General features: G+C 69.9%; 20 protein-coding genes and 1 pseudogene. 15 read left to right on the top strand and 6 right to left on the bottom strand.

Annotated elements, in window-relative coordinates; genetic code table 11:
* The 4 genes from ACFC96_RS41690 to rhaI form a co-directional block, all read right to left on the bottom strand.
* The coding region (locus tag ACFC96_RS41690; protein ID WP_376617666.1) for a (Fe-S)-binding protein at positions 1–629 on the bottom strand (629 nt) is incomplete at its 3' end.
* Entirely contained in the window at positions 629–2,095 is a 1,467-nt protein-coding gene (locus ACFC96_RS41685; RefSeq protein WP_376617664.1) for a rhamnulokinase family protein, read from the bottom strand. The genes ACFC96_RS41685 and ACFC96_RS41690, both read right to left, overlap by 1 nt.
* A gap of 119 nt (positions 2,096–2,214) precedes the next feature.
* Positions 2,215–4,254 carry a bifunctional aldolase/short-chain dehydrogenase gene (locus ACFC96_RS41680; RefSeq protein WP_376617662.1) on the bottom strand — a complete coding sequence of 680 codons (2,040 nt, stop codon included), beginning with the start codon at positions 4,252–4,254 and terminating at the stop codon, positions 2,215–2,217.
* Positions 4,255–4,303: 49 nt separating this feature from the next.
* Positions 4,304–5,470, bottom strand: coding sequence for an L-rhamnose isomerase (gene rhaI, locus ACFC96_RS41675; RefSeq protein WP_340458804.1), 1,167 nt, complete (start codon positions 5,468–5,470; stop codon positions 4,304–4,306).
* Between the two features lie 457 nt (positions 5,471–5,927).
* Here rhaI and ACFC96_RS41670 point away from each other — a divergent pair, with 457 nt between their 5' ends.
* The 6 genes from ACFC96_RS41670 to ACFC96_RS41645 all read left to right on the top strand — a co-directional run bounded on the left by ACFC96_RS41670 (position 5,928) and on the right by ACFC96_RS41645 (position 12,192).
* Entirely contained in the window at positions 5,928–7,457 is a 1,530-nt protein-coding gene (locus ACFC96_RS41670) for a sugar ABC transporter ATP-binding protein (RefSeq protein ID WP_340458803.1), read from the top strand.
* The gene (locus tag ACFC96_RS41665; RefSeq protein ID WP_376617659.1) at positions 7,454–8,509 is read left to right on the top strand and encodes an ABC transporter permease; all 1,056 of its coding nucleotides are present in this window, start codon (positions 7,454–7,456) and stop codon (positions 8,507–8,509) included. Before ACFC96_RS41670 ends, ACFC96_RS41665 begins: the two co-directional genes overlap by 4 nt.
* The gene (locus tag ACFC96_RS41660; protein WP_376225692.1) at positions 8,502–9,542 is read left to right on the top strand and encodes an ABC transporter permease; all 1,041 of its coding nucleotides are present in this window, start codon (positions 8,502–8,504) and stop codon (positions 9,540–9,542) included. The genes ACFC96_RS41665 and ACFC96_RS41660 overlap by 8 nt, the downstream gene beginning before the upstream one ends.
* A 62-nt stretch (positions 9,543–9,604) precedes the next feature.
* Positions 9,605–10,696, top strand: coding sequence for a rhamnose ABC transporter substrate-binding protein (gene rhaS / locus ACFC96_RS41655; protein WP_376617657.1), 1,092 nt, complete (start codon positions 9,605–9,607; stop codon positions 10,694–10,696).
* Between the two features lie 94 nt (positions 10,697–10,790).
* A complete protein-coding gene (locus ACFC96_RS41650; RefSeq protein WP_376617655.1) occupies positions 10,791–11,111 on the top strand; it encodes an L-rhamnose mutarotase in 321 nt (106 codons plus the stop codon).
* A 61-nt stretch (positions 11,112–11,172) separates the two neighbouring features.
* Complete coding sequence (locus tag ACFC96_RS41645; protein ID WP_376259651.1) at positions 11,173–12,192, top strand: LacI family DNA-binding transcriptional regulator; 1,020 nt, start codon at positions 11,173–11,175, stop codon at positions 12,190–12,192.
* Between the two features lie 175 nt (positions 12,193–12,367).
* On the opposite strand, the gene ACFC96_RS41640 is transcribed toward ACFC96_RS41645, so the two are convergent.
* Positions 12,368–13,024, bottom strand: a complete 657-nt coding sequence (locus ACFC96_RS41640; RefSeq protein ID WP_376617653.1) for a class I SAM-dependent methyltransferase — start codon at positions 13,022–13,024, stop codon at positions 12,368–12,370.
* A gap of 291 nt (positions 13,025–13,315) precedes the next feature.
* On the opposite strand from ACFC96_RS41640, the gene ACFC96_RS41635 reads away from it, so the two are divergent.
* The 3 genes from ACFC96_RS41635 to ACFC96_RS41625 are packed head-to-tail and all read left to right on the top strand — an operon-like array spanning position 13,316 to position 16,443.
* The gene (locus ACFC96_RS41635) at positions 13,316–14,110 is read left to right on the top strand and encodes a 6-phosphogluconolactonase (RefSeq protein WP_376226934.1); all 795 of its coding nucleotides are present in this window, start codon (positions 13,316–13,318) and stop codon (positions 14,108–14,110) included.
* Between the two features lie 24 nt (positions 14,111–14,134).
* A complete protein-coding gene (locus tag ACFC96_RS41630) occupies positions 14,135–15,436 on the top strand; it encodes a hypothetical protein (protein WP_340459475.1) in 1,302 nt (433 codons plus the stop codon).
* Between the two features lie 2 nt (positions 15,437–15,438).
* Entirely contained in the window at positions 15,439–16,443 is a 1,005-nt protein-coding gene (locus ACFC96_RS41625) for a BadF/BadG/BcrA/BcrD ATPase family protein (RefSeq protein WP_376259657.1), read from the top strand.
* A gap of 47 nt (positions 16,444–16,490) precedes the next feature.
* Here the strand turns inward: ACFC96_RS41625 and ACFC96_RS41620 are convergent, their stop codons facing one another.
* Positions 16,491–17,273, bottom strand: coding sequence for a GntR family transcriptional regulator (locus ACFC96_RS41620; protein WP_376617651.1), 783 nt, complete (start codon positions 17,271–17,273; stop codon positions 16,491–16,493).
* A gap of 103 nt (positions 17,274–17,376) precedes the next feature.
* Between ACFC96_RS41620 and ACFC96_RS41615 the strand changes: the two genes are divergently transcribed.
* The 6 genes and pseudogenes from ACFC96_RS41615 to ACFC96_RS41590 form a co-directional block, all read left to right on the top strand.
* Positions 17,377–18,732 (top strand): extracellular solute-binding protein, encoded by a 1,356-nt coding sequence (locus tag ACFC96_RS41615; RefSeq protein ID WP_376617649.1) that lies wholly within the window; start codon positions 17,377–17,379, stop codon positions 18,730–18,732.
* 6 nt (positions 18,733–18,738) lie between these two features.
* A complete protein-coding gene (locus ACFC96_RS41610; protein ID WP_376226273.1) occupies positions 18,739–19,698 on the top strand; it encodes a carbohydrate ABC transporter permease in 960 nt (319 codons plus the stop codon).
* Entirely contained in the window at positions 19,695–20,507 is an 813-nt protein-coding gene (locus ACFC96_RS41605; protein ID WP_376617647.1) for a carbohydrate ABC transporter permease, read from the top strand. The genes ACFC96_RS41610 and ACFC96_RS41605 overlap by 4 nt, the downstream gene beginning before the upstream one ends.
* 470 nt (positions 20,508–20,977) lie before the next feature.
* The gene (locus tag ACFC96_RS41600) at positions 20,978–22,435 is read left to right on the top strand and encodes an MFS transporter (RefSeq protein WP_376617645.1); all 1,458 of its coding nucleotides are present in this window, start codon (positions 20,978–20,980) and stop codon (positions 22,433–22,435) included.
* Between the two features lie 360 nt (positions 22,436–22,795).
* Complete coding sequence (locus ACFC96_RS41595) at positions 22,796–24,187, top strand: (2,3-dihydroxybenzoyl)adenylate synthase (RefSeq protein ID WP_376617643.1); 1,392 nt, start codon at positions 22,796–22,798, stop codon at positions 24,185–24,187.
* A gap of 97 nt (positions 24,188–24,284) precedes the next feature.
* A pseudogene (locus ACFC96_RS41590) lies at positions 24,285–25,426 on the top strand (thiamine pyrophosphate-dependent enzyme); the annotation flags it as partial.
* Between the last annotated feature and the right edge of the window lie 84 nt (positions 25,427–25,510).

The following is a 25,510-nucleotide window of genomic DNA, read 5'->3' as shown; positions in this document are numbered from 1 at the left end:
GCCGCGCACAGCACGTCGGCGCCGGTCGAGGCGGCGTTGCGGACCTTGTCCTCGCCCATCGCCGCCGACACGTCCGCGTTCTTCACGGCGAAGGTACCGCCGAACCCGCAGCACTCCGCCGCACCCGGCAGCTCGATCAGCTCAAGTCCCCTGACCGCCGCGAGGAGTTGGGTGGGTCGGTCGCCCAGGCCCAGCATGCGCAGACCGTGACAGGAAGGGTGGTACGTCACCGTGTGCGGGAAGTACGCGCCCACGTCGGTCACCTTCAGTACGTCGATCAGGAACTCGGTCAGCTCGTACATGCGCGGGACCAGGGAGTCCGCGACCCGGGTGAGCCGGGGGTCGGTGCCCTTCGCGGCGATCCGCGGATAGTTGTCGCGGACCATCGCCGCGCAGGAGCCCGACGGGGTGACCACATAGTCGTAGCCCTCGAAGGCGCGGCCCATGCGGCGGACCAGGGGCTCGGTGTCGCGACGGTAGCCGGTGTTGAACTGAGGCTGGCCGCAGCAGGTCTGCGCGGCGGGGAAGTCGACCTCTACGCCGAGGCGTTCGAGGAGCTGGACGGTGGCGATGGCCGTGGAGGGGTGGACGGCGTCGTTCACGCACGTGGCGAAGAGGGCGACACGCATCACGACTCCTTCGTGGTGGGGAGGCGGGAGGTGGCCGTCGCCCAGGACGCGCCGTCGCCGCTCGGTGTGTAGTGGCGCAGCTCCTGGGTGTCGGCGATGAGACGGCGCATCGCGGGCAGGTCGCCGACGCGTCCATGGGCTCGGGCCTGTACGAGGATGTTGCCGAGCGCCGTCGCTTCGGCGGGGCCGGCGATCACGGGGAGGCCGGTGGCGTCGGCGGTGAGCTGGCAGAGCAGCTCGTTGCGGGACCCGCCGCCCACCAGATGGACGTGACTGATGTCGCGGTCGGCGAGTGCGGAGGCCTGGCGCAGGACGGTGCGGTGGGCCAGGGCCAGCGATTCCAGGATGCAGCGGACCAGGGCACCCTGGCTGTCGGGTACTCGCTGACCGGTGCGGCGGCAGTAGGCGCGGATACGCTCGGGCATGTCGCCGGGGGCCAGGAACTCCGGTGCCTGCGCGTCGACGAGCGCGGCGAACGGCTCGGCGCGGGCGGCATCGGCGAGCAGGGTGGGGAGATCGGTGGGAAGGCCGTGCAGCGTCCACGTGCGGCGGCACTCCTCCAGCAGCCACAGGCCCATGATGTTGCGCAGATAGCGGATGGTGCCGTCGATGCCGCGCTCGTTGGTGAAGTTCGCGGCGCGCGATGTCTCGGTCAGGACCGGCTCGTCGAGCTCCAGCCCCGCCAGGGACCATGTACCGCACGAGATGTACGCGAAGTCGTCGGTCGTGGCCGGGACGGCGGCGACGGCCGAGGCCGTGTCGTGCGAGGCGACCGTGACCACGGGGGTGCCGGCGGACAGCCCCGTGTACTCGGCGACGTGCGGAAGGAGCGCGCCGGCAGGGTCGCCGGGCGCGCGCAGCGGCGGCAGCAGCCCCGGGTCCAGCGAGAGCCGGTCCAGGATGTGGCCGGCCCAGGTGCCGGTCCGCGCGTCGAACAGACCGGTGGTGGAGGCGTTGGTCTCCTCCGCGCCGATGGAGCCCGTCAGCCAGTGGATCAGCAGGTCGGGGATCATCAGCAGGGTGCGGGCGGCGCCGACTTGAGCGCTGCCCGCGCTGGCGGCCAGCTGGTACACGGTGGTGAACGGGAGGTGTTGGAGCCCGGTGACCTGATACAGCTCGGCCGACCCGATCCTGGGCCACACCGCGCGGGCCGCGACGCCTTCGGTGCGAGTGTCGCGGTAGTGGAACGGGTGACCCAGCAGAGCGCCGTCCGCGTCCAGGAGGCCGTAGTCGACGGCCCAGGTGTCGATGCCGATCGAGGTGACCTGTCCGGCGGCGCGCAGGCCGTCGAGGACGCTCCGGTAGAGGGCGAGAACGTCCCAACGCAGCCCGTCCGGCAGCTGGACGGGAGCATTGGGGAACCTGTGCGCCTCGGTGAGGTCGAGAGTGTTCGGGCCTACGCGGCCCAGAATGACCCGGCCGCTGGTGGCCCCCAGGTCCACCGCGGCGTAGGGAGTGTTGTGCATGTGGTTCGCCTTTGCGCCGTGTCAGTGGGTGTACGGAGGCGGGTTCGGGCTGTCCCGGGCCGGTCCGGCGGATCCCCGCGCTCCTGGAGGGGCGCTGGTCGCCCGGCGCCCCTCGGGTGTCACCGCAGGAACGCGGCGGCGACACCCGCGTCCACCGGAATGTGGAGGCCCGTCGTGTGGGTCAGGTCCCCGCCCGTGAGGGTGAAGACGGCATTCGCCACGTGTTCCGGGAGGACCTCGCGCTTGAGGAGGGTGCGCTGGGCGTAGAACTCGCCCAGCTTCTCCTCTTCGATGCCGTACGTCGCCGCGCGCTGCGCGCCCCAGCCGCCCGCGAAGATGCCGGAGCCGCGCACGACACCGTCGGGGTTGACGCCGTTGACGCGGATGCCGTGCTCGCCCAACTCGGCGGCAAGGAGGCGGACCTGGTGGGCCTGGTCGGCCTTGGTCGCGGAGTAGGCGACGTTGTTGGGACCGGCGAACACCGCGTTCTTGGACGCGATGTAGACGATGTCACCGCCCATGCCCTGCGCCCGCATCACCCGCGCCGCCTCCCGGGAGACGAGGAAGGAGCCGCGGGCCATGATGGCGTGCTGGAGATCCCAGTCCTTGGCCGTCGTCTCCAGGAGCGGCTTGGAGATGGAGATGCCCGCGTTGTTGACGACCAGGTCCACGCCGCCGAAGGCGAGCGCCGCCTCCGTGAAGGCCTGGGCGATCTGGTCCTCCGAGGTGACGTCGACCGTCACCGCGATCGCCTTGTCCGGGCCGCCCAGCTCCCGCGCGACGGCGGCGGCATTCTCGGCGTTCAGGTCGGCGATCACCACGCAGGCGCCTTCGGCGGCGAGTCGCCGGGCGATCGCCTTGCCGATGCCGGAACCGCCACCGGTGACCAGGGCCACGCGAGTGGCCAGGGCCTTGGGCTTCGGCATCCGCTGGAGCTTGGCCTCCTCGAGGGACCAGTACTCGATGCGGAACTTCTCGGACTCCTCGATCGGCGCGTACGTGGAGACCGCCTCGGCGCCGCGCATGACGTTGATGGCGTTGAGGTAGAACTCGCCCGCGACGCGCGCCGTCTGCTTGTCCTTGCCGAAGCTGAACATGCCGACGCCGGGGACGAGCACGACGGCCGGGTCCGCGCCACGCATCGCGGGGGAGTCGGAGCCGGCGTGCCGCTGGTAGTAGGCGGCGTACTCGTCGCGGTAGGCGGCGTGCAGTTCCCGCAGCCGGGCCTCGACCGTGTCGAGTTCGGCCGTGGGCGGCAGGTCGAGGACGAGCGGGCGCACCTTGGTCCGCAGGAAGTGGTCGGGGCATGAGGTGCCGAGTGCGGCCAGCCGGGGGTGCTCGGCGCTCGCCAGGAAGTCGAGCACGGCCTCGGAGTCGTCGAAGTGGCCGACCTGCGGACGGTCGGTGGATACCAGCCCGCGGATGAGGGGGGCGAGGTGGGCAGCCCGTGCGCGGCGCCGGGCTGCGCCCAGGGCCGCGTACCCCTCGATGACCGGGCCGAAGGGCTCGGCCTTGCCACGGTCGGCGAGGAACGTCTCGGCGGTGCGGATGATGAACAGGGAGTTCGCCTCGCACTCCTCGGCGGTGTCGCCCCACGCGGTGACGCCGTGGCCGCCGAGCACGCAGCCGATCGCCTGCGGGTTCGCTTCCTTGATCGCCGCGATGTCCAGGCCGAGCTGGAAGCCGGGACGCCGCCACGGCACCCAGACGACCTTCTCGCCGAAGCACTCGGCGGTCAGCTTCTCGCCGTCCGCGGCGCAGGCCAGCGCGATCCCGGAGTCGGGATGCAGATGGTCGACGTGGGCCGCGTCCACCAGGCCATGCATGGCGGTGTCGATGGAGGGGGCGGCGCCGCCCCTGCCGTGCAGGCAGTAGTCGAACGCCGCGACCATCTCGTCCTCGCGTTCCACGCCCGGGTAGACGCCGGTGAGCGCCCGCAGCCGGTCGAGCCGCAGTACGGCGAGTCCGGCCTCCTCGAGGGTGCCCAGGTCACCACCCGAGCCCTTGACCCACATCAGCTCGACGTCACCGCCTGTGACCGGGTCGGTCTCGGTGCCCTTGGCGGAGGTGTTGCCGCCGGCGTAGTTGGTGTTGCGGGGATCGGCGCCGAGCCGGTTGGAGCGGGCGAGCAGCGCGGCGACTTCAGGATGCGTAGCCATGAGGTTTCCTAAAGGGTTGAGAGTCGTCGATGACTGGGTGAAAGCCGGGTCAGGCCCCCCAGCCGGCCTGGTCGCCACCCACCCGCTCGGCCACGATGCGCTCCTGCCACCCGGACGCGGCGTACCCGGCCACCGGGTCGGGGTGCAGCCCCCGCTCACCGCGCCACTCGGCCAGCAACGGCCGGACGTCGGTGTTGTACGCGTCCATCAGCACCGCGTTGGAGGCGAGCACGTCACCTGCGGCCTGCGCATCCCGCAGCGCGTCGAGGTCGACGAGCAGTGCCTTGGCCGTGGCCTCCTGCACATTCATCACCGACCTGATGACCGCCGGGATCTTCGCCTCGATGTTGTGGCACTGGTCGAGCATGAACGCGACGTTCGTCTCCGGGGCGAAGCCGCCGTTCTTGGCGACCTCGTGCAGGATGCGGAAGAGCTGGAAGGGGTCGGCGGAGCCGACCATCAGGTCGTCGTCGGCGTAGAAGCGGGAGTTGAAGTCGAAGCCGCCGAGCTTCCCCTCGCGCAGCAGCAGCGCCACGATGTACTCGATGTTGGTGCCCGGCGCGTGGTGGCCGGTGTCCACGACGACCTGGGCGCGCTCGCCGAGCTTCATGCACTGCAGGTACGAGGTGCCCCAGTCCGGCACGTCCGTCGTGTAGAAGGCCGGCTCGAAGAACTTGTACTCCAGGAGCATCCGCTGGTCGTCGCCGAGCCGCTCGTAGACGGTGGCGAGGGATTCCGCGAGGCGGTCCTGGCGGGCCACGATGTCGTCCTGGCCGGGGTAGTTGGTGCCGTCGGCGAACCACAGCTTGAGGTCCTTCGACCCCGTCGCGTCCATGATGTCGACGCATTCCAGGAGATGGCCCACGGCCTTGCGGCGCACCTTCGGATCCGGGTGACAGACGCTGCCCAGTTTGTAGTCGTCGTCCTGGAAGGTGTTGGAGTTGATGGCGCCGAGCTCGACGCCGCGCTCCTTCGCGTACACCGCGAGTGCCGTGTAGTCGTCGACGGTGTCCCAGGGAATGTGCAGCGAGACCTTGGGGGCGATGCCGGTGAACTCGTGCACCTTCGCCGCGTCGTCCAGCTTCTCGCGGGGTGTGCGGGGTACCCCGGCCTGGGCGAACACCTTGAACCGGGTGCCGGAGTTGCCGTAGCCCCAGGACGGCGTCTCGATCCGCTGGTTGGCGAGTGCGGCCTTCACGGCAGTGATGTCAGGCATGTCCACCTCTGGATGACTGGGGGAGTGTGCATGGCCCGGAAGCGGGGCCGACGAGCGCAGGAATCGAGACCATGGGGTGACGCTATGGGCACGAATGTGAATCGATTCATTCGGTGGGGAGAAATTAACGCCCCCATGAGGGGCCGTCAAGGTCCTGACGTGAGGGGACGACACTCCGGTCCGAGTTACTGAATCGTGTCGTTCGAGAATCCAGGCCGCTGAGTGCGCGGAAGACGCGGCAGGTCAACGCCTATTGGGCGCACCGCAGAGGCCGTCGGTGGGCGGCGGGAACCGGATCCACCTCTTGACCGGTACGGCGGGTGGGACTAGCTTCCGGGCAACCCCACTGAAACATTTCACGCCGGGTGGCACATGCGGCAGCGGTCGGCGCGGGTCCGACACAGCCCGCCGCGGCACCACCTCGGCACACGTCCGGGCACACCCATGGAGACACGCAATGACGCATCCTGAACCGGAGACGACTCCGGTGCTCGCGCTGGAGGAGGTGAGCAAATCCTTCGGTGCCGTGCGCGCCCTGCGCGGTGTCTCGCTGCGTCTGTACGCCGGCGAGGCGCACGCCCTGGCGGGCGAGAACGGAGCGGGCAAGTCGACACTGATCAAGGCCCTCGCCGGGGTGCACCGCCCCGACACCGGAACGGTCCTGCTCGACGGCGCGCCGGTCGAGTTCCACGGCCCCGCCGATGCGCGGGACGCCGGCGTCGCGGTCATCTATCAGGAGCCGACGCTCTTCCCCGACCTGTCCGTCGCCGAGAACATCTTCATGGGCCGCCAGCCCAGGCGATCTCTGAACCGTGTGGATCACAGGGCGGTCAAGCAGGCCGCTGCCGATCTGTTCGCGCGGCTCGGCGTCGACCTCGACCCGGACCAGCCGGCGCGCGGCCTGTCCATCGCCGACCAGCAGCTCGTCGAGATCGCCAAGGCGCTGTCCTTCGACGCGCGCGTCCTGATCATGGACGAGCCGACCGCGGCGCTCACCGGCAGCGAGGTCGCCCGCCTGTTCGGCGTCGTCAGGACGCTGCGCGAGCAGGGCGCCGCCGTGCTGTTCATCTCGCACCGTCTGGAGGAGATCTTCGCGCTCTGCCAACGTGTCACCACCCTGCGCGACGGCGCCCTGATCGGGAGTGAACCGCTGGAAGGGCTGACCGAGGACGACCTCGTGCGCCGCATGGTCGGCCGCGACCTCGACGAGCTCTACCCCAAGCAGGAGACCGAGGCCGGCGAAGTCGCCCTGCAGGTGCGCAGGCTGACCCGCGAGGGAGTCTTCACCGACGTCTCCTTCGACGTGCGGCGAGGTGAGATCGTCGGCCTCGCGGGGCTCGTGGGAGCCGGTCGCAGTGAGGTGGCCCGCGCCGTGTTCGGCGTGGACCGATTCGACGGCGGCGAGGTCGAGGTGCTCGGCACCAGGCTCAAGCCGGGCGCACCCAGTGTGGCCATGGCCGCAGGACTGGCCCTCGTGCCCGAGGACCGCCGCGCCCAGGGGCTCGTGATGGACATGTCCATCGAGCGGAACATCGGTCTGACCGGGTTCGCCGAGACCACGCGCGCAGGCCTCATGAACCGCAAGGCCGAGCGCAGCCGCAGCGTCGACTGGGCCGTGAAGCTCCAGGTCAAGTACGCGCGTCTCGCCGATGTCGTCGGCACGCTCTCCGGTGGCAACCAGCAGAAGGTCGTGCTGGCCAAGTGGCTCGCCACCGGGCCGCAGGTGCTGATCGTGGACGAGCCGACGAGGGGGATCGACGTCGGGACGAAGGCCGAGGTGCACCGACTGTTGTCGTCGCTCGCCGCCGAGGGTGTCGCCGTCCTCATGATCTCCTCCGACCTGCCGGAGATCCTCGGCATGGCCGATCGGGTGCTGGTGATGCACGAGGGCCGGCTCACCGCCGAGATCCCCCGGGCCGAGGCCACCGAGGAGACCGTGATGGCTGCCGCCACCGGCCGTACGAAGGAAGGGAGCGCGGCCGCGTGACCATGACCGCCCAGCCCGTGCGGAGCGAATCCGTACCGCCGCCCACCGCGTCGCGGCGGTTCATCGACAAGGTGTTCAAGGCCCGCGAACTGGCCGTCGCCGTCGTCCTCGTCGTGATGCTCCTCGCCACGCAGATGTCCAATGGCGAATTCCTGTCCGAGCAGGGCGTCAAAGACCTGCTTCTGAACTCGACGATCCTCGTCCTCGTCGCCACAGGCCAGGCCGTCGTCGTCATCACCCGCAACGTCGACCTGTCCGTCGGCTCGGTGCTCGGCATCTCCGCCTTCGCCGCGGGCAACTACCTGCAGAGCGGCGGGAACTCGCTGGTCGCCGTGCTCCTGGCCGTCGCGCTCGGCGCCGTCTTCGGCGCGCTGAACGGCGCGCTCGTCAGCCTCGGCAAGGTGCCCGCCCTCGTCGTCACCCTCGGCACGCTGTACGTGGTGCGCGGCATCGACTCCATCTGGGTCGGCTCCCGGCAGATCACCGCGGACGGCCTGCCGGGCGGCTTCGTCGACTTCGGCACCAACGGGATCTCGGTCGTGCCCTACCTGGCGCTGCTGGCCGTCGCCGTGCTGCTCTGTGTGGGCTACTACCTCCGCAGCTACCGCAGCGGCCGCGACATGTACGCGCTCGGCTCCAGCCCCGAAGCCGCCAATCTGGCGGGTGTTCCGGTCCGCAAGCGCATCATGACCGCGTACGTCCTGTGCGGCGCGCTCGCGGGTCTGGCCGGCGCCCTGTACCTGGCGCGGTTCGGCAACGTCGACTCCGCGACCGGCAACGGCTACGAACTCACCGTCGTGAGCGCCGTCGTCGTCGGCGGCGTCGCCTTCACCGGCGGCGCGGGGACCGTGTACGGCGCGGCACTCGGCGCGCTGCTGCTGACCTCCATCAACAGCGTCCTGCCTGCTCTCGGTGTCAGCTCCGTCTGGGTCACCGCGATCAACGGTCTCCTGTTGCTGCTGGCCATCGCCGTGGACCGGATCCTGGCGCTGCGCGTCGCCGCAGTGCTGCGCAAGCAGGCCGCACAGATGAGGAGTGCCCGCCATGACTGACATCACGGCTCCCAAGCCCACAGCCCGCCGTGGTCTGGGCGGAGCGGTCCGCTGGGACACCGCGGTCGGCGTCCTGCTCGTTCTCCTGCTGCTGTTCTCGTTCTCGTTCGTCGACAACTTCGGCAACGCGCTCAACGTGTCGTTCCTGATCGGCAACGCGCTCCCGATCGCGCTCATCGCGCTCCCGATGACGATGCTCGTCGTCTCCGGTGAGGTCGATCTTTCGGTGGGCTCGACGGTCGGCCTGTCCGGCGCCGTGATGGGCGCGCTGTGGAACCACGGCATGGCCATCGAGACGATCATCCCGATCTGCCTCGTACTGGGTGTCGTCTGCGGCCTGATCAACGGTCTGCTCGTGACCCGTCTCGGCCTGCCGTCCCTCGCCGTCACGATCGGCACCATGGCCGCCTACCGCGGCATCGCCCAGATCGTCCTCGGCTCCGACTCGGTCACCGACTTCCCCTCCCAGTACCTGGACTTCGGTGCCGGCCGCTTCGGCGACACCTTCATCCCGTACTCCGCCCTCCCGTTCGTCGTGCTGCTCGCCATCGCCGTGGTCGTTCTGCACGGCACGCCGGTCGGCCGCTCGCTCTTCGCGATCGGCGCCGGCGAGGAGGCCGCACGATTCGCCGGCATCCGCGTCAAGCGGCTCAAGCTGTCGATGTTCGTGACGACCGGCCTGCTGTCCGCGCTCACCGGCGTCTTCTGGACCCTGCACTACGCCAGCGCCCGTTACGACAACGCGAGCGGCCTCGAACTCTCCGTCATCGCCGCGGTGTTGCTCGGCGGGATCGACTTCGACGGCGGCAAGGGCACGCTCGGCGGCGCCATCGCCGGTGTGTTCCTGCTCGGCACGCTGCAGAACGTGATGAGCCTCGTCAATGTCTCCGCCCAGTCCCAGATCCTCGTCACCGGCGTCCTGTTGGTGATCTCCGTGCTCGCCCCGCGTGTCGGCCGGCAGCTCGCTCAGTCCAGGGCCAGGAAGAAGACGGCGGCGACGTCGCCTCCTTCGGCGGCGCCCGCCACCTCGTAGAGCAGCCGACACCCGTTCCGTCCACCGCTGTACACCGTCGTACTCCGTAAAGGCAGGACCTCATGTCTCTCAGCAGCACCGCCAGAACCCGCCGGCTCGGCATGGCGCTCGCCGTCACCACCGCCCTCGCCCTCGGGGCCACCGCCTGCGGCGGCACCACCAAGGCCGACGCCGACAAGGACGCCGCCAAGTCCGCAGCCGCGGGCAAGGCGGACCCGAACGCGGCCACCAAGAAGGGCCTCACGGTCGCCTTCCTGCCCAAGCAGGTCAACAACCCCTACTTCACAGTGGCGGACAACGGCGGCAAGAAGGCGGTGCAACAGCTGGGCTCGACGTACAAGGAGGTCGGCACCAGCAGCGGCACCGACACCTCCGGCCAGGTCTCCTACGTCAACACCCTCACCCAGCAGCAGTCGGACGCCATCGCCGTGTCCGCGCAGGACCCGGGCGCCCTGTGCACAGCGCTCAAGCAGGCGATGAAGAACGGCGTCAGCGTCGTCACGTACGACTCCGACACCAAGGCCGACTGCCGCAACGTGTTCGTCTCCCAGGCCAGTGCCGAGGACCTCGGTCGCACCCAGGTGCAGCAGATGGCCAAGCAGATCGGCGGCAAGGGCGAGATCGCGATTCTCTCCGCGGCCCAGACGGCCACCAATCAGAACACGTGGATCGACTACATGAAGGACGAGCTGAAGAAGCCCGCATACAAGGACATCAAGCTCGTCACGACGGCCTACGGGGACGACGACGCCCAGAAGTCGTTCCAGCAGACCCAGGGCCTGCTCCAGGAGCACCCGAAGCTGAAGGGGATCATCTCCCCGACCACCGTCGGCATCAAGGCCGCCGCCCAGTACCTGTCCGGCTCCAAGTACAAGGGCAAGGTGAAGCTGACCGGCCTCGGTACCCCCAACGACATGCGCGCCTACGTCAAGAACGGCACCGTGGAGGCCTTCGAGCTGTGGGACCCGGCCGCGCTCGGCGCGCTCGCCGCGCACACCGCCGTGGCCCTGGAGTCGGGCCAGATCACCGGCAAGCAGGGCGAGACGTTCAAGGCCGGCGACCTCGGATCGTTCACCATCGGCAAGGACAGTGTGGTCTCCCTCGGCAAGCCGACCGTCTTCGACAAGTCGAACATCGACAACTTCAAGTTCTGAGCCGTACCCGGCCTGAGACGTACACAAGAGGGGTCGGGGCCGTCACACCCATGTGCGACGGCCCCGATGCCACGAACATGCGAGGGTGATGAGGATGCGGCGCGTCTGCTTCCTGCTCAAGGTCAAGAGCGACCGGATCGACGAGTACCGCCTGCGTCACGCGGATGTGTGGCAGGAGATGCGCGCCGCGCTGACCGCCGCCGGATGGCACAACTACTCCCTCTTCCTGCGCGAGGACGGCCTGCTCGTCGGCTACCTGGAGACCGAGGACTTCGACGCGGCGCGCGCCGCCATGGACGCCACCGACGTCAACGCGCGCTGGCAGGCCGAGATGGGATCGTTCTTCGAGGGCCTGGACGAGCAGGCTCCCGACGCCGCGATGCGTCCGCTCTCCGAGATCTTCCACCTCGCCTGAGCGGACGGCAGGCGCGGGGCGGTGTGGACGAGCAGTGTTCAGAGCACGTGGAGGGCAAGGCATGACGGTCGGCATCAAGGACGTGGCGCAGCAGGCAGGCGTCTCCGTAGGCACGGTCTCCAACGTCCTCAACCAGCCCGATCGCGTCTCGGCCCACACCCGCCGGAACGTCCAGGAAGTCATCACCCGGCTCGGCTACGTCCGCAGTGAGTACGCCCGCCAGCTGCGGGCGGGACGCAGCCGCATCATCTCGCTGCTCGTCCTCGACATGGCCAACCCGTTCTTCGTCGACATCGCCCGCGGAGCCGAGCGCGCGGCACGCGATGCCGGGCTCGGAGTGATGGTCTGCAACAGCGGCCAGAGCCCGGCCGAGGAGGCCGACTACCTCGCTCACTTCGCCGAGCAGCGGGTGCGCGGCGCCCTCATCGCACCGGCCGACCCCAGCGGGCAGACCCTGCGGAACTTCCGGCGACACGGTATCCCCTACGTTGTGGTGGACCGGGTCACCGGGGACGAGGAAGGGTGCTCGGTGGCGGTCGACGACGAGGTGGGCGGTGCGCTCGCCCTGCGCCACCTCGTCGCGCAGGGCCATCGCCGCATCGCCTTCGTCAGCGGCCCGCCGCACCTGAGACAGGTCCAGGACCGGCGCACCGGCGCCCTCCAGGCCCTGTCCGAGGCCGGCCTGCCGTTCGACGTCCTGCGCGAACTGCCCACCGAGCGCATGGACGTGGCCGCGGGCCGCGACGCCGGCGCCCGCCTGCTCGGCCTGGCCGACCGTCCCACCGCCGTGTTCTGCGCCAACGATCTGCTCGCCCTCGGTGTCCTCCAGGCGCTGTACGCGGCAGGGGTCAAGGTCCCCGAGGACATGGCGCTCGTCGGCTACGACGACATCGAGTTCGCCGCGGCCGCGACCGTCCCGCTCACATCGGTGCGCCAGCCGGCTCTCACCCTGGGAACCATCGCCGCCGGGCTGCTGCTGGAGGAAACAGGTCCGGCGGCGAGGGATCACCAGCATCAACACGTGCTTCTGCAGCCGGAGTTGGTGGTGCGTCAGTCGAGCATGGGCGGCCACGACGGCTGAAGCCGCTCGTTCGGATCATGCCGGGTACGCGGTTGGTCCCCCGTTCCGACCTTCGGGTGCGTGCCGCCCGTCGTTCGGCGCCCAGGCGCGCAGGCAGTCGTGTGCCCGCGGCCAGGACACTCACCCCCGAGACGCAAAAGCCCCCGCAGCGCCCGTCGGAGAAGGCCCGGGCTGCTCAGGGGTGATCCCACACGAGTGTGTAGCGCCAGAACAGCCGTCGCCGCAGGCGCGCGCCAGGGAGGACCCTTCTGGTTTCCCGGACGATGTCGTCAAAGGTCATGTCCGCTGCGCGAGTCAGGGCCGTCATGGAGACGGGGCGGGGTGACGGGCGGCCCTTGTTCTTCAGCCAGCCCGTGGCGGCATTGGCCGGCATCGCGACGATACCGAGGAAGTAGTCCACCGGGGTCCGGGCGCGGCACAGGCCGACGACGACCACGGTCCCACGCGGCGCCAGATGACGGCGGAAGCAGGTGAGAGCCTCGGTGAACGGCATGTGGTGGATCGCGGCGACGCACGTGATGGCGTCGTAGGAGCCGGCAGGGAACTCGGCCATCACGTCCGCCACGGTGAAGGTCACGGGAAGCGCGGCGGGAGTCAGCTTCCGCGCCTGGGCGGAGATCTCCGGATCGGAATCGACTGCCATGACAACGGCAGCACGTGCGGCCAGGAGCCTCGCAAGGTCACCGCTGCCTGAACCGACGTCCAGGGCGCGGTCGAAACGTCTCGGCAACTGCCGGAGGATCCAGCGGTGGTAGTGGGCGTTGTGATCCCAGGGGTAGGTGGCATTGAACCGTTCGAGAGCCCGCAGGGCGCGAGGGGGCAGGATCTTCATCCACTCAGTTCATCAAGCACCGGCAGCGTGCACAGCCGGTTCCGGAAGACGGGTGGACGCATGGCCGGGCGAACGACCGCGCAGTTGCTGCCCAGCCCGGCGTTCACCGCCCGGCGCCCGTCCGCACCATCGCGCCTGGCCGGCGGGCGTTCGACGATGCCGAGCCGTCCACCGGGTGGTCGGGACGACATCCACGGGTTCGGGCCTACGCGAACGCGAGAACCTCTTGTTCAGACCAGTCGGCCCGAGCTAGCCTCTCTGGCATAACTGGTATGCAGAGGAGCTGACCTGGTGCGCGTATCGCCGACCGTGTTCGACGACCCGGAGGCCCTGGGGCGCGCCCTCGCGGCGGAGATCGCTGACGAGATCGGGGAGGCGTCCCGAGAGGGGCGGCCGTATGTCCTCGGCTGCCCCGGCGGGCGCAGTGCCCTGTCCACCTACCGCGCACTCGCCGACGAGGCCGCCCGACGCGCCCTGGACCTGCGTCACGTCACGATCGTCATGATGGACGAGTACCTGCAGCGCGACGAGGCCACGGACACCTTCCGGCGCATCGACCCGACGTTGCCCCACTCGTGCGTGCGCTTCGGGCGGGTGGAGATCGTGCAGCGGCTCAACGACGCGGTGGGCGCGGGGCGGGGGATCGACCACGACCGGCTCTGGGTGCCCGACCCCGCTGACCCGGAGGCGTACGACAAGCGCATCGCCGACCTCGGAGGCATCGACCTGTTCATCCTCGCCTCGGGCGCGGGCGACGGGCACATCGCCTTCAACCCGCCGGGCACCGCGGCCTCGACCCGTACCCACATCACCCCGCTCGCCGAGCAGACCCGACGCGACAACCTGGCCACGTTCCCGACCTTCGGCGGCCTCGACGAAGTGCCGCGCCACGGCGTGACCGTGGGTGTCGCCACCATCAAGGAGCAGTCCGCGCGCGCCGTCATGGTGGCCCACGGAGCGGACAAGGCCCTGACCGCCCGGCGTCTCGTCGCGGCCGACCGCTACCGACCCGACTGGCCGGCCACGGTACTCAGTGACTGCGCCCGGCCCAGGCTTTTCCTCGACATCGCCGCCGCACACGGCTGACGGCAAGCCCACCCAAGGAGAGAGATGGCCCGCATCAAGCTCGCGTACCTCGGTGGCGGTTCCTCACGCGCACCCGGGACGATGGCCTCGTTCATGCACCACGGCGAGGAGTTCGACGGCTCCGAGTTCGTGCTGATCGATCTCGACCCCGACCGTCTCGAGGTCGTGAAGACGATCACCGAGAAGATGGCCCGCAACGCCGGTCTGGACATCACCGTCACCACCGCCACCGACCAGCGTGAGGGGCTGCGCGACGTCGACGCGGTGCTCTCCAGCTTCCGGCCGGGCGGCTTCGAGGCCAGGGCGCTGGACGAGCGGATCCCGCTCAAGCACGGCGTGATCGGCCAGGAGACTCAAGGGCCCGGCGGGATGATGATGTCGCTGCGCTCCGTACGGATCATGCAGCAGCTGTGCGAGAACCTCGCCCAGGTCGCCCCCAGGGCGCGGATCTTCAACTACACGAACCCGGTCAACATCGTCTCGCAGGCGGTGGCGGACAACACCGACATCCCGATCGTCTCCTTCTGCGAGGGGCCGATCTGCTTCCCGCCCGTCGTCGCCAGGGCGGCAGGCCTCGACCCGGACAAGCTCAAGGCCAATCTGGTCGGCGTCAACCACAACTGCTGGTCGAACGAGGCGACGTACGACGGCGAGGACGTCTTCCCGATCCTGCGCGAGCGGTGGAAGGCCGTGAAGGACGACCCGACCGTCGACCTGCACCTCAAGCGGGTGCTGCACCTGGCCGTCACGATGGAGTCCATTCCGTCCGACTACTTCCTCTACTACTACTTCCGCGACGACCGCCTGCGCGAGCTCCAGTTGTCGCCGATGACGCGCTCCGAGACCATCCTGTCCGAGCTGCCCGGTTACTGGGACCACTACCACGAGCAGGCGGGCTCCGAGGCCCCGGAGCTGGACCCCTCGCGCTCCCGCGGCGGCATCCACGAGCTGGAGCTGGCCATCGACGCGATCAGCGCCTTCTACAACGACACCGGCGCCCGGCTCCCGTTCAACATCCCCAACACCGGCCGATTTCTGCCCGGGTTCGACGAGTCCACCGTCGTCGAGGTGTGGGGCACCGTGGACGCGAAGGGCTTCCACCCCGAGCAGCAGCGCCCCCTGCCGAACTCGGTGCTGGGCATCACTCAGGCCCTCGCCCAGTACCAGGTCCTCGCCGCCAGGGCCGCCTGGGACGGCACCCGCGCCGACGCCGTCCGCGCCATGGCCGCCAACCCGCTCGTCCCGTCGCTCACGGTGGCAGAGGCGCTCTACGACGAGATGGCGGTGGCCCAGCGCCAGTGGCTGCCGGAGAGGCTGCTGCCGTAACCATGGGAGAGCTCTACCTCGGTGTGGACGCCGGCAACAGCAAGACGGCCGCGCTGGTGTGCACGGCCGCCGGTGAGATCGTCGGCCACGGCCGTTCGGGCTGCGGTGACATCTACGGGGCGCCCACGTCGTCCGACGCCGTGGCCGAGGTGGCCGCGGCGGTCGGGGACGCGCTGGCCGGGGCGGGTGTCGGCATGGCCGGCATCGCCGGGGCGGCGTTCCGCCTGGCCGGCGTCGACTGGCCGGAGGACTGCGCGTTCTGGGACACCGCGCTGAGCGAGGCGTACCCCACGCTGCGCCGGCGTTCGATCCTCAACGACGGCTACGCCGCGATCCGTTGCGGCGAGCCGTCGGGGGTGGGGGTCGCGGTCATCGCCGGCACCGCCGCGGCCGTCGCGGCGCGCGGTCCCGGCGGCGCGGTGTGGGACCTCGGCTGGTGGCCCCAGCACGCCATGGGCGCGGCTGGTCTGGCCGAGGAGGCGCTCAAGGCGGTCTACCTCGCCGACCTCGGGATCGGGCCGCGGACGTCGCTTGCCGAGGGGTTGCTGGAGTTCTTCGGCAAGCCCAGCCTCTTCGAGCTCAACCGCTGGTTCACCCGCCGTGAGGGCGCGGCTCCGTGGCAGGAGAAGCCGCGGGCCGCGCGGGTGGTCACGGCCGCGGCGGAGGCAGGTGACCAGGTCGCGCGGGCCATCGTGCGCGAGCAGGGGCGGCGCCTGGCGATGTACGCGGGCGTGGCCGCGCGCAAGGTCGGCCTCGTGGACGGCCCGGGGAAGGTGAGTGTGGTGCTCTCCGGCTCGGTGTTGATGGCCGTCGACTCGCCCGTCGCCGATGCCCTGCTGGACGAACTCGATGGCCATGTGCCGGGCGTCGTCCCGCATCGCGCGGTCGTCCCACCGGTCGCGGGCGCGGCTCTGGACGCCCTGGGCGAGTCCGGCATCCCCGTCACCCCTGCGGTGACCGACCGGATCGCCGCGACCTTGCCGCCCAAGGAGTTCCTGGCCACCTGACGCCTGCCCGGGGAGGCTGCTGCCCCGGGGCCGCTCCCAGAGCCGCCCTAAAGGGGACGGAACAGGTCGGCCTGGAAGCGGTAGGCGTCACTGCGATAGGACATCGCTCCGGCGAGGACGGGGGTTCCGTCGGCCGTGTAGGCGACCTCGTCCCCGATGAGCACGGGCGCCCCGGCATCGATGCCGAGCAGTTCCGCGGTCTGCTCGTCGGCGGCGTCCGCCCGCACGGTGTAGGCGCTGCGAGCGATCCGGATCCCGCACTCGTGCTCCAGCGCCTCGTACAGCGAACGGTCCGTCATGTCGAGCGAGGCCAGCGCCGGGGCGTTGGCGACGACGCTGACATCGAGGCAGATCGGCACGTCGTCCATCGAGCGAAGGCGGCGCAGCTCGACCACGCGCGCCGCCGGGGCGATCCGCAGTCGCTCCGCCTCCTCGAACGTGGCCGGGCGCTCCCGCATCTGCAGGACTCTGGCCTGCGCGGTCAGCCCGCGTGCCCGCGCCATCTCCGTGAAGCTCTGCAGGGTGCTCGGGGGTTCCCCCACCACCTCACGCGTGACGAACCAGCCGCGCTGCGAGGAGCGTTCGAGGCGGCCCTCGTCGTGGAGCAGCCCGAGGGCGACGCGCAGCGTGGAGCGGCTGACTCCGAGGCTCGTCGCGAGATCGCGCTCACCGGGAAGGCGGCTTCCCGGGGGGAACGATCCCCGGCGCAGGGCTTCCCCGAGCTTGCGGTAGGTCTGCGCGACCGCCGCGCCCACCGCCTGCTCCTGGACCACTGGTTCCTCGGCCTGCACGAGGGCCACCTCCCCGATATCTGGTGCCACTGGTCGCATCTCGGCGACATGATAACAAACTCTGGACTAACTGGTCTGCTGCTCTTATGCTCGCCCGCACCACGAGACCACAGGAGGTGCCGTGTTCGCGCGCAAAGGATCAATGTGGATCAGCGCTGTGGCCGCACCGCTCACCGCCGTCATGCTCTCGGGTTGCGTGCCCGGCATGTCGAACAGCACGGCGGTCGGCCAGGCGGGCGCGGACAGGGTGGTCACCGACCCCGGCGCCCTGGGCAAGACCCGGATACGAGTGCTCGACTACTTCGCCGGCGGGCCCGACAAGGCCTGGATGAAACGGATCGTCACCGCCTTCGAGCGCAAGTACCCGCAGATCACCGTGGACGCCACCGCGCAGAGCTGGGACGACGTGATGAAGTCCCTCCCACTCAAGCTGCGGGCGGCCGACCCTCCGGACATCGTCCCGGCGAACAACGGCTGGCAGTCTCTCGGCACCCTCGCCAAGGGCGGACTCGTGCTCGACCTCGACCCCTACGCCGAGGCCTACGGCTGGAAGAGGACGTTCCCCACCTCCATCCAGGAGGAGCACCGCTTCGCCCCCGACGGCAAGGAGATGGGGACCGGCTCGCTCTTCGGCGCCCCCATCGCCCGCGGTTCCGCCATCGAGGTCTACTACAACCGCTCGCTGCTGAAGCGGACCGGCGGCCATGTACCCCGGACTCTCGGTCAGTTCGAAGAGAACATGCGCAAGGCCAAGGCGGCCGGTATCACCCCCGTCGCCGTCGGCAACCTTGAGCAGGGAGGTGTGACGGCCCCTCTGTTCAGCCTGATCAACTCCTTCGGCGACCGGGACACGATCGCCGACTTCACCTACTCGCGCGGGGACACAAGTGTCGGCAGGACGGGCTTTCCCGAGGCCGTCACCAAGCTCAAGGAGTGGGCGGACAAGGGGTACTTCACCAAGGGCTTCGCCGCGGTGCCCGGCCAGGACGCGGCGCAGGCGTTCGTCGACGGCAAGGCACTGTTCCGGTTCGACTACTCCGGGTCCCTGCCGCTGCAGCAGGGCGACAGCAAGAAGCTGGGCTCCTTCGTACTGCCCCGCGCCCACGGCGGCGATCCGGTCGTGACGTTCGCGGCCGCGAGCAACTTCTCCATAGCAGCGAAGACGAAACACCCCGACGCTGCGGCCGCCTTCCTGAACTTCATGGCGAGCCCCGAAGCGGCCAGAATCGCCACGCAGGTCGGATCCATGCCCATGCTCTCCACGCCCGAACTGCCCCCGGACCACGATCCGCTGCTCGCCGACGAGGTGAAGATCGCGGCACAGGTCTCCGACAACGACTCAGCGGTTCCCTACTTCGACTGGGCCACCCCCACGCTGCTGAACACCATGAACACGCACACGACGGACCTGCTCGCCGGAAAGGCGTCGGCCGCCGACGTCGTCAAGGCGGCCCAGGACGACTACGCCCAGTTCCAGAAGACCCGGAAGGCGAAGTAGGCGACCATGGCGACAACCGACGCGCACCCGGCCGCGGGACCCCGAACCGTCCCCGCACCCGCCACCACGCGCTCCTCGGCCCCCACCCGCCGCGCCTACCAGCGGCGCAAGCCCTGGCTGGGCCTGGCCTACCTGGCGCCGGCCCTCGCGGTCTATGCCCTCGTGGTGATCGTCCCGACCGTCCAGGGCGGATACGTCTCCCTCTTCCACTGGGACGGCGTCACCCCCGCCACGTGGGCCGGATTCTCCAACTACACCGGATTCCTGAGCGATCCGCAGCTGCGCCAGGCGGTCGAGCACACCCTCGTCTTCATCGCCTTCTTCGCGGTGCTGCCCATCACTCTCGGCCTGCTCACCGCCGCGCTGACCTCCCGCAAGGACGTGCGCGGCGCCGCGGTCTATCGATGGGTGCTCTTCCTGCCACAGGTACTCACCCCCGCCGTCACCGCGATCGTGTGGAAGCGGATCTACGCCCCCGACGGCCCGGTCAACTCCATATTGCGCGCCTTCGGCCTTGACGCCCTGGCACGGGGCTGGCTCAGCGACTACACCTGGGCGCTGCCCGCGCTGGGCCTCGCAGGGACCTGGGCGGCGTTCGGCCTCTGCACGGTGCTCTTCGTCTCCGGCACGCAGTCGATCCCCACCGAGTTGTACGACGCGGTGCGGGTCGACGGCGCGGGCGCGGTACGGGAGTTCTTCACCGTGACGCTGCCGGGGCTGCGCGGCCAGCTCGCCGTGGCCCTCACCCTCTCCGCGCTCGGCGCCATCCGGGTCTTCGACATCGTCTGGCTCACCACCAGGGGCGGGCCCGGGACGTCGACCATCACCCCGACGATCGTGCTCTACCAGCGCGCGTTCGCCAACCCGGACATCGGCACGGCAGCCGCGGTCGGCGTCGTCCTCGCCGCCGTGTCGCTGGCCGTCGCGCTGGTGATCCTCAAACTCTCCGAGGACAGGTCCCGATGATCTCCACCCAGGAAAAGGTGTTCAACTACGCGATCCTGACGGCCGTCGCCGTCGGCGTGCTCTTCCCGGTCGCCTGGATCATCGGAGTCGCGGTCAGCCCCAACACCACGGGAACGCTGGATCTGTCGAGCCCGCACTGGGGCAACTTCGCCACCGCCTGGGCGCAGGCCGACTTCACTCAGTACCTGAAGTCGAGCCTGATCATCAGTGGCGGCGTGGTCGCCGTCTCCACCGTGCTCGCGGTGATGAGCGGCTACGCCTTCGGCGTCCTCGGGGTGGCCGGCGAGAAGTGGCTCTTCCCGCTGCTCCTGGTCGGATTGATGGTCCCGATGGAGACCATCATCGTGCCGCTCTACTACGACTTCCTGGCCTACGGCCTCACCGACACCTACGAGGGGATCATCCTCGCCCACACGGGGCTCGGGGTGAGCTTCGGCGCCTTCTGGATGCGGGCCGCCTTCCGCGCCGTGCCCCCCGCGCTCGCCGAGTCCGCCGAGATCGACGGCGCCAACTCCTGGACCCAGCTGTGGCGCATCCACCTGCCGATCGCCAAGCCGGCGGTGATCACCTTCGTGCTGCTGAGCTTCATGTGGACCTGGAACGACTACTTCCTGTCCCTGATCATGCTCTCCGACCCGGGGCACCAGCCGATGACCCTCGGCCTCGGCGCGTTCTCCACCCGGTACGCCGTCCAGGACAACCTGCTCTCCGCCGGTGCGGTGCTGATCTCGGTGCCGATCGTCGTGCTCTACATGTTCTTCCAGCGCCAGTTCATCCGCGGCATGCTCAGCGGCGCCGTGCGGGAGTGAGCCACCGGCCTCTCCGCGGTCCGGCCCGGCCGCGTGGACAACAACCCGAAGGCTCTGCGCGTCGTTCTCGACGCCCCGCTGCCGGGGCGTGAGCATGATGGCCATGACATACGAGGCTGGGCTGGGGCGGCGCAGGATAATCGGAGGCATGGCCGTCCTGGGTCTTGGCGCTGCTGCCACGGGTTGCACCATTCGGCACGGCCCGGGGGAGGCCGAGAACAGGGAGTCCGATCCCATCAGGATTCCCGGCGGCCAGTATTTTTTCGGTTACGGGTCATTGATTCAGAAAGAATCCCGGGAGGACATGTTCCGCTCCATCTCCCTCCCCGGTGCCGGAACCTGAGCCCTGTATTCAGTCGCATCGACTGTCGCGGCAGCTGCGGGTCCGGATGCCGGACCATGCCGCGGCCGTGGTCACATCGCCTCACATGCATGTACCTTGCAGACACTTGAAAGGAGCTGACAGGCACATGACGCAAACCGCCCCCTCGACCGCCGGCTCTCCCACTTCGGTGTCCCGCCGCCTCGAGGTCCTGCGCCCCGGTCCCTGGCATCGACGACTGACGGCGATAGTCGGTGTCGGTGCCTTCTTCGACCTCTACGAGGTGTTTCTCGGCGGGGTGCTCGCCGCCGCGCTCGCCGAGCCCTGGCATCTGAGCCACACTCAGAAGTCGTGGATCATCGCCGCCGGGTTCCTCGGGATGTTCGTCGGCGCCAACGTCATGTCGCTCCTGGCCGACCGTTTCGGCCGACGCCAGATGTTCCTGGTCAACCTCGGCATGTACTCCGCGTTCTCCCTGCTGTGCGCCGCCGCGCCAGACGTGAACTGGCTGGTGGCGGCGCGGTTCCTCGCGGGACTCGGGCTCGGCGCCGAACTCGTGCTCGTCGACACGTACCTGTCCGAGCTGCTGCCGACGGCCGTGCGCGGACGGTACATCGCCTGGGCCTACACCGTCGGGTTCCTCGGTGTGCCACTGGCGGCACTGCTCGGCGCGCGCCTGGTGGCGGAGCACGAGATCGCCGGGGTCTCCGGCTGGCGCTGGCTGCTGGTGGCCGGCGCGTTCGGCGCCTTCTGCATCCAGTGGATGAGGCGCGCTCTCCCCGAGTCCCCGCGATGGCTGGAGGCCAGAGGACGCCGTGCGGAGGCCGAGGCTGTCGTCGCGCGCATCGAGACACTCAACGAACCGGCGAACGCCGGCGCGGCCCAGGTGCCCGCGCCGCGAAAGGCCGGGGCGAAGACCGAGACCGGGACCGGGGCGAGGCCCGAGACCGAGGCCAAGGCCGAGACCGGGACCGAGGTCAAGGCCGAGGCGGTCCCCGTCGTGAGGGTTCCCCTGCGCAGGATGTTCCAGCCGCCGTACCGCCGACGCACCGTCATGTGGTGGATCTTCCAGGTCCTGCAGACCGTCGGCTATTACGGTTTCGGTTCCCTCGCTCCCGTCGTGCTCGCCGCCAAGGGCCACTCGACGACCGCCTCACTGGGCTACGCGGCGCTCAGCTTCTGCGGTTACCCGCTGGGTTCCGCCCTGTCGATTCCGCTGATCGAGCGGTTCGAGCGCCGCACCCTCATCATCGTCGCGGCCCTCGGCCAGGCCTGCTTCGGCCTGCTGTTCGGGTTCGCCGACGCGGCCTGGCTGATCGTGGGAAGCGGCTTCCTGCTGACGATCTGCAGCAACGTCTTCTCCAACGCGTTCCACGTCTACCAGGCCGAGATCTTCCCCACCAACCTGCGCAGCAGTGCCATCGGCATCGCGTACTCGCTGTCGCGGCTGGTCTCCGTCATCCTGCCGTTCATCGCGCTGACCGTCCTCGACGACCTCGGCGCGACCGCGGTGTTCGCAGGGTCCGCCGTACTGATGGTGTTGCTGTGCCTCAACGTGGGGCTCCTCGGCCCGAGGACGAAGGGCCTGGCGCTGGACTCCATCTGATCGGTCACGCGCCGGTACCTCCGGAAGCCGGAAGCCGGAAGCCGGAGGCCGGAGGCCGGGAGCCGGAGGCAGGGAGCCTGGACACGGGCGGGGGCCTTGAGGTCTCGTACACCCATTCCTCCTGGTCAGCGACGCTCATTGGACCTTCCGCCGAGGGCAATCAGCGTCCGTCGTCGGGAAAGCGCATTGCGTATGGGGGGTGTTGGCGGATTGGCTTGCCAAGGACAGGGCGGCGGTTGCGCCCCACCCGATCGAAGAGGGGCGATGTGCCGGGATCTCCGCTGTCCCGGCTCTCGCCCCCTTTCGGCGCGACACGACCCGTAAGGATCCCGGTTCGGAAACCGGTACAGAAGGAAGCGAATGACATCCATGCCCGACGGCTGCACGCCCTGGCCCGAGGAGTTCGTCGACCGCTACTGGGCCACCGGGCACTGGCGTGGCAATACGCTGGACAACCTGCTGCGGGGCTGGGCCGTGGAGTACGGGCCGCGGACCGCGCTCGTGCACGGCGGCACCCGCATCACGTACGCGAACCTGAACCGGCGCGTGGACCGCAGGGCCGCCGGGTTCCGGCTGCGCGGTCTGAGGCCGGGGCAGCGGGTCGTCGTGCAGCTGCCGAACGTTCCCGAGTTCGTCGTCGTCGTGTTCGCGCTGATGCGCCTCGGCGCGGTCCCGGTGTTCTGCCCGGTCTCGCTCCGCGCGTCGGAGGTGTCCCACGTCGTGCACGTCACCCAGGCCGTCGGCTACGTCGGCCCCTCGACGCACCAGGGATTCGACCATACGGCGATGGTCGCGGACATCGCGGCCCAAGGGCCCTTCCTGCGAAGGGTGTTCAGCCTCGAGGCGCCGGGAGCCGCGTCCTCGCTCGGCGGCCTTACGGTCGATGCGTCGGGCTGCCACTACTTTCCGCTGAGCTCCATCGACGCCCCGCCCGAGCGGGCGCTTGCACGGAGCGCCGACCAGGTGGCGTTCTTCCTGCTCTCCGGCGCTGCCACCCCGGCGCGCCAGCTCATTGCGCGCACTCACAACGACTACGCCTACCAGGCGCGGGCCGCCGCCGAGCTGGTGTCGCTCACCGAGAACGACGTGTATCTCGCCGCGCTGCCAGCCGAGTTCAACTTCACCTTCGGCTGCCCCGGCATCGTCGGCACTCTCTCCGTGGGCGGCACCGTCGTCCTGGTCGAGAACTCGGGGCCCGCCGCGTGCTTTCCGGTCATCGAACGAGAGCGGGTCACGGTCACGTCGGTGGTGCCCGCCGTCGCACAGCTCTGGCTCGACGCACTTGCCGCGGACCAGGCTGACTTGAGCAGTCTGCGACTCGTACAGGTGGGCGGCGGCGAGCTCGTGCACCGGGCGATCGCGGAACGTATCGCCCCCGAACTGGGGTGCCGTGTTCAGCAGGTCTTCGACATGGCTGAGGGGCTGCTCACTCTCACCCGGCCCGCCGATCCGGACGAGACCGTGCTCACCACCCAGGGCCGTCCCCTCTCGCCCGACGACGAGATCCGCATCGTCGACGCCGACGGCAAGGACGTGCCCGAGGGAGAGACCGGTGAGCTCCTCGCACGCGGCCCATGCACCGTGCGAGGCTACTACCGGGCGCCCGACCACAACGCCCAGTCCTTCACGACCGACGGCTACCTCCGCACCGGCCTCCTCGCGCGGTGCACCGCGGACGGCAACCTGGTGGTGACCGGTCGCCCGTCGGGCGTCCCGATTGCAGCCGGCCACGAGGATTCATCCGGTCACTGACGAGCCGTCGGCCGCCGGGCCTTCACGATCACCGCCGGCAAGGCCGACGATCGGCGCTCTTGCTGCTCCCGCAAGGCCGCCCGGGTCGGTGGTCAAGGCGGACCGACTGGCCTCACCCATGGTGCTCTCGCTCAAGGCCAAGGAAGGCTTCGGGGGCGGCAACCCGTACCAGGCCGGCCGGACCGGGCTGATGGGCAACCTCTACCCGGTCGGCCAGACCGGGCTGATCGGCAACTCTGCCGCCGCGCTGGCGATGGACGGAGCGGACACCCTGCTGCTCGGCACCGACTTTCCGTACCGGGAGTGGTACCCGGAGGGCAAGAAGGTCGTCCCGGTCGAGCGGGTCGCCGAGCGCATCGGGCGACGCGTCCCGATCGATGTGGCCCTGGCCGCCGACGTCGGCCCCAGGGTGCGGGGGCTCCTTGAGCGGCCGGCGCGGAGTCAGGACCGCGAACACCTGAACGACGCGCGCGAGACGTTCGGCGCATGGTGGCAGGGACGGCAGCGGTCGGCCGCGCCCGGCCACGACCGCGGGCTGATCGGCAAGGGGCGGTCCGCCTTCGACAACCGCGACCACCTGGTCCGCCCCGAGGCGCTGGCCGCCGCCGTGAACGCGGTCTTCACCTCGGACACCGGCATGGCCACCGTCTGGCTGTCTCGCTTCGTCGGGATGCGCGGATCCCGGCGGCTGCTCGGCTCGTACGCCCTCGGCTCGATGGCCGATGCGATGCCGCGGGCGATCGGCGCGCAGCTCCTGGATCCCGACCGGCAGGTCGTCGCCTTCTGCGGCGACGGCGGACCGGGGATGCTCCTCGGCGATCTCATGACCGTCCGTAGCCGGTGACTGCCGGTGAAGCTCGTCGTCTTCGACAACCAGCGCCTCGGGATGGTGGAGCAGGAGCAGGAGCAGGAGCAGGAGCAGGAGCAGGAGCAGGAGCAGGAGCAGGAGCAGGAGCAGGAGCAGGAGCAGGCGGGCCTGCCGGAATCCGGCGCGGAACTCGACCACCCGGACTTCGCCGCGGTCGCCGAGACACTCGGTATCCCCGGATTCGAGTGAGCCGAGCCGAGGACCTGGCCGAGGGGGTCAGCCGGGCCTTCGCCGCACCGGGACCGGTCCTCCTGGACGTCCTCACCGACCCGGAGGAGATCGCGGTGCCCGCCGAGCCGACCATCCAGCAGGGCTGGGGCTTCGCCGTCGCCAGGATACGAGAGAACCTCACCAGCCTCGGCGGACGCTGACATCCACCCGGGCAAACGGGCCGCGCCACGAATCGGCGGCGTGAACGGGGGCACTCGGACCCCGGCCGACGAAGGATCGTCCAG

Origin of the sequence: Streptomyces sp. NPDC055955, assembly GCF_042270245.1 — a bacterium.
In the GTDB taxonomy this organism is placed as follows: Bacteria; Actinomycetota; Actinomycetes; order Streptomycetales; family Streptomycetaceae; genus Streptomyces.
This window is presented reverse-complemented; position numbering and strand designations above follow the sequence as displayed.

Bases quoted from the DNA above. Each gene is read 5' to 3' on its own strand.
- ACFC96_RS41595 (WP_376617643.1), top strand. From the start codon at position 22,796: ATGACATCCATGCCCGACGGCTGCACGCCCTGGCCCGAGGAGTTCGTC.
- rhaS (WP_376617657.1), top strand. From the start codon at position 9,605: ATGTCTCTCAGCAGCACCGCCAGAACCCGCCGGCTCGGCATGGCGCTC.
- ACFC96_RS41670 (WP_340458803.1), top strand. From the start codon at position 5,928: ATGACGCATCCTGAACCGGAGACGACTCCGGTGCTCGCGCTGGAGGAG.
- ACFC96_RS41600 (WP_376617645.1), top strand. From the start codon at position 20,978: ATGACGCAAACCGCCCCCTCGACCGCCGGCTCTCCCACTTCGGTGTCC.
- ACFC96_RS41645 (WP_376259651.1), top strand. From the start codon at position 11,173: ATGACGGTCGGCATCAAGGACGTGGCGCAGCAGGCAGGCGTCTCCGTA.
- ACFC96_RS41625 (WP_376259657.1), top strand. From the start codon at position 15,439: ATGGGAGAGCTCTACCTCGGTGTGGACGCCGGCAACAGCAAGACGGCC.
- ACFC96_RS41685 (WP_376617664.1), bottom strand. From the start codon at position 2,095: ATGCACAACACTCCCTACGCCGCGGTGGACCTGGGGGCCACCAGCGGC.
- ACFC96_RS41605 (WP_376617647.1), top strand. From the start codon at position 19,695: ATGATCTCCACCCAGGAAAAGGTGTTCAACTACGCGATCCTGACGGCC.
- ACFC96_RS41610 (WP_376226273.1), top strand. From the start codon at position 18,739: ATGGCGACAACCGACGCGCACCCGGCCGCGGGACCCCGAACCGTCCCC.
- ACFC96_RS41660 (WP_376225692.1), top strand. From the start codon at position 8,502: ATGACTGACATCACGGCTCCCAAGCCCACAGCCCGCCGTGGTCTGGGC.
- ACFC96_RS41680 (WP_376617662.1), bottom strand. From the start codon at position 4,254: ATGGCTACGCATCCTGAAGTCGCCGCGCTGCTCGCCCGCTCCAACCGG.
- ACFC96_RS41640 (WP_376617653.1), bottom strand. From the start codon at position 13,024: ATGAAGATCCTGCCCCCTCGCGCCCTGCGGGCTCTCGAACGGTTCAAT.
- ACFC96_RS41615 (WP_376617649.1), top strand. From the start codon at position 17,377: ATGTGGATCAGCGCTGTGGCCGCACCGCTCACCGCCGTCATGCTCTCG.
- ACFC96_RS41620 (WP_376617651.1), bottom strand. From the start codon at position 17,273: ATGCGACCAGTGGCACCAGATATCGGGGAGGTGGCCCTCGTGCAGGCC.
- ACFC96_RS41650 (WP_376617655.1), top strand. From the start codon at position 10,791: ATGCGGCGCGTCTGCTTCCTGCTCAAGGTCAAGAGCGACCGGATCGAC.
- rhaI (WP_340458804.1), bottom strand. From the start codon at position 5,470: ATGCCTGACATCACTGCCGTGAAGGCCGCACTCGCCAACCAGCGGATC.
- ACFC96_RS41630 (WP_340459475.1), top strand. From the start codon at position 14,135: ATGGCCCGCATCAAGCTCGCGTACCTCGGTGGCGGTTCCTCACGCGCA.